Genomic DNA, 2,890 nt, shown 5'->3' on the forward strand with positions numbered 1-2,890 from the left:
GAGCTCGTAGGGGCCGAAGCGCAGCGCCACGGCGGCGAAGGGGATGACCACGGCGATCAGCAGCAGGGTGGCCAGCAGGTCGCCGATCACCGAGGCGAGCAGGCCGACCTTGAGGGCCTTGCGGGGCTTGCCGGTGCGGGCCATGGGGAAGCCGTCGAGGCAGGTGGCGGCCGAGGAGGGCTCGCCGGGGGTGTTGAGCAGGATCGCCGAGACGGCGCTGCCGGCGGCGGTGCCCTTGGAGAGGCCGATCAAAAAGGCGATGGCCGCATAGGCAGACATGTAGAAGGTCAGCGGAATGGCGATGGCGATGGCCACGGCGCGGTTGAGGCCGGGGATCACCCCGACGATGTAGCCGAGCAGCACGCCGCCGAGGATGACGGCGATGGAGTGATAGTGCAGGGCGTCGGCGAAGGCGGCGAGGATGGCGTCGAATCCGATCATGTCACACCACCCCGATGCGCATCAGGTGCACGGTCAGGCCGTAGAGGCCGACGGCGGGAAGGGCGGCGGTGAGGGCCACCACGTGCCAGCGCCGTTCGCCGAGGATCAGCAGCAGGCCGGCGATCAGCGCCGGGGCGACCCAGGTGAGCGGGACGCGGTCGATGGCGACGATGAAGGCCAGCACATAGAGGAAGGGCCAGGCCTGGTGCCAGAGGTGGCCGAGGCTGGGCAGGGCGACGAAGGGCTCGCCGCTGCGCCTGAGGGCGATGGCACTGACCAGGGTGAGGGCCAGGGCGCAGCCGAGCATCAGCCAGGCGCCGAGGGTGGCGAGCAGTTGGGGGGGCAGGCCGAAGGCGGCCCCGCGTCCGCCCCAGGTGGGAATCACCCAGGTGAGGAGGACCAGGGCGACGAGGCTGACGCCCAGTCCGGACCAGAAATTCTTGCGTATCATGGTGTTGCCTTCGGTCATTGTTATTGAGGTGTCGAGCGCATGAAATAATTGAAGCAGTTGCAGGCGGCGGTGGGATTTGGCGCTCCGTTGCACTCCAGTGCACTATCCGCAAAGCTGAGTGCGTCAGACTGCACCACCTCCCCCGCTCGGGCACCGAGGACCCTCCCTATGCATGACGATTTCGTCGCCAACCTGCGTCTGCTGTGCGGCTACTACCCTTCCATCGCCGAGGTGTGCCGGCGGCTGGAGATCAATCGGGCCCAGTTCAACCGTTACCTGACGGGGCGCTACCGTCCCCGGCATGCCGCCATGCGGCGCCTCTGCGCCTTCTTCGGCGTGGAGGAGCATGAGCTCTATCTGCCCCATGAGGACTTCTGCACCCTGGTGCAGGCGGGACGGGGACCGACCGAGTCGACCCAGGAGGCGGGGGTGGGTTGGCCGGATGAGCTGCTGCACCGCGGCCGCGAGGGCATGGCACGCTACCTGGGATGCTATTTCGAGTACTACCACTCGATGTCGCGGCCCGGGCACCTGATCCGCACCCTGGTGTGTCTGGAGGAACGGGAGCGCGGCGTCGTCTACCAGCGCACCGAGCGCATGCAGACCCCGGCCAATCCCCGTCCCTGTCACAACCGCTACCAGGGCGTGGCCGTCAGGCTGGCCGACCGCATCTTCCTGGTGGATCACGAGACCCTCAACGGCCACGAGGTCACCCAGACCATCCTCTTCCCGAGTTTCCAGAGCCAGGTGAAGCGGCTCACCGGCCTCAAGCTCGGCGTGGCGGACAACAGCGAGCGCATGCCCTGCTGCGCACGGGTCCTCTATGAGCGTCTCGACGAGCAGGTGGGCCTGCGCGAGGCCCTGGCCCAATGCGGGCTGCTCGCCCTCGACGACCCCTCCCTGGATGCCGAGCTGCTGGCAGCTGTACGCAACGACGTGGCGCCGGACGAGCCGCATTTCCGGGCCCGCTACCCCTAGGTGCCTGCGGCAGGCACCTGTCGGACCAGCCTAGGCGAAGGCGTAGACGTCCATGGCCAGCACGCCGTGCTCCACGCTGTGGTGCAGCCGTTCGCCGGCCCCGCCGGCGCCCATGGCCACCAGCAGCGGCTGGAAGTGCTCGGGGGTGGGGTGGTTCTCGCGGGCCTTCGGGGCCGACTCCCAGGCCAGCAGGGCCTCGCGATCGTCCTCGGCCAGGCGCGCCTCGACCCAGTCGGTGAACTCGCCCACCCAGGCCGGCATGGCGGCACCCTGGGGCTGCATCTCGTAGAGGTTGTGGGTCAGGCTGCCGGAGCCGATCACCAGGATGTTCTCGTCCCGCAGCGCGGCGAGCCGCTCGCCCAGGGCCGCCAGCTCGGCGTTGGACCACTGCACCGGCAGCGACAGCGAGACCACCGGCACCTCGGCGTCGGGGAACAGCAGCGACAGCGGCACCCAGGCGCCGTGGTCCAGGCCGCGCGCCACCGGCAGGGCATTGAGTTCCCGGGCCAGGCGCCGGGCCAGCTCGGGCTCGCCGGGTGCGGGGTACTGGCACTCGAAGAGCTCGCGGGGGAAGTTGCCGAAGTCGTGGATCGTCTCGGGGTGGTCGCTGGTGCTCACCAGCAGCTGGCGGCTGGCCCAGTGGGCCGAGACCACCACCACCGCCGTCGGGCGCAGCCGCTGGCCGAGTTCGCGCAGGAAGTCATGGGCCGGCGTCCGGGTCAGGACCAGAGATGAAGAGGCTGGGCAGCATGATGGCGATCTCCTGGTCATGGGACGACGCCGCCTAGGGGAGGCGGCGTCGGGTGGACGGCGTCGAGGCGTCGGGGGTGTCAGGCGAAGCGACGGTTCAGGGTCAGACTACCGCTGCCGAGGCCGGCCTGCACCAGCAGGACCAGGGTCCAGAAGGCGGGGAACTCCCAACCGCCACCGGCGTTGGAGAAGACCCAGCCGTTGCCGAGGTGGACCCAGGTGGCGCCGAGCAGCACCGGGACCAGGGCCAGGCTCACCCAGCGGGTGTAG

Annotated in this window: 4 protein-coding genes and 1 pseudogene; 1 reads left to right on the forward strand and 4 read right to left on the reverse strand. The window is 69.6% G+C overall.

The window, feature by feature from the left end; translation table 11 throughout:
* Positions 1-441, reverse strand: a 441-nt coding sequence (locus J5F18_RS02605) for a tripartite tricarboxylate transporter permease (protein ID WP_346300794.1), incomplete at its 3' end; no start/stop codon positions are given.
* A gap of 1 nt (position 442) precedes the next feature.
* On the reverse strand, positions 443-892 hold the full coding sequence (locus J5F18_RS02610; RefSeq protein WP_346300795.1) for a hypothetical protein: 450 nt from the start codon (positions 890-892) through the stop codon (positions 443-445).
* A gap of 168 nt (positions 893-1,060) precedes the next feature.
* Here J5F18_RS02610 and J5F18_RS02615 point away from each other — a divergent pair, with 168 nt between their 5' ends.
* Positions 1,061-1,870, forward strand: coding sequence for a helix-turn-helix transcriptional regulator (locus tag J5F18_RS02615; RefSeq protein WP_346300796.1), 810 nt, complete (start codon positions 1,061-1,063; stop codon positions 1,868-1,870).
* Between the two features lie 30 nt (positions 1,871-1,900).
* Here the strand turns inward: J5F18_RS02615 and J5F18_RS02620 are convergent, their stop codons facing one another.
* Together J5F18_RS02620 and J5F18_RS02625 are read right to left on the reverse strand one after the other, a co-directional pair.
* Entirely contained in the window at positions 1,901-2,641 is a 741-nt protein-coding gene (locus J5F18_RS02620) for a class III extradiol ring-cleavage dioxygenase (protein ID WP_346300797.1), read from the reverse strand.
* Positions 2,642-2,700: 59 nt separating this feature from the next.
* A pseudogene (locus J5F18_RS02625) lies at positions 2,701-2,890 on the reverse strand (hypothetical protein); the annotation flags it as partial.

The organism is Halomonas sp. BM-2019 (assembly GCF_017584085.1).

Coding starts and splice junctions, on each gene's coding strand:
- J5F18_RS02610 (WP_346300795.1), bottom strand. CDS start 892: ATGATACGCAAGAATTTCTGGTCCGGACTGGGCGTCAGCCTCGTCGCC.
- J5F18_RS02615 (WP_346300796.1), top strand. CDS start 1,061: ATGCATGACGATTTCGTCGCCAACCTGCGTCTGCTGTGCGGCTACTAC.
- J5F18_RS02620 (WP_346300797.1), bottom strand. CDS start 2,641: ATGACCAGGAGATCGCCATCATGCTGCCCAGCCTCTTCATCTCTGGTC.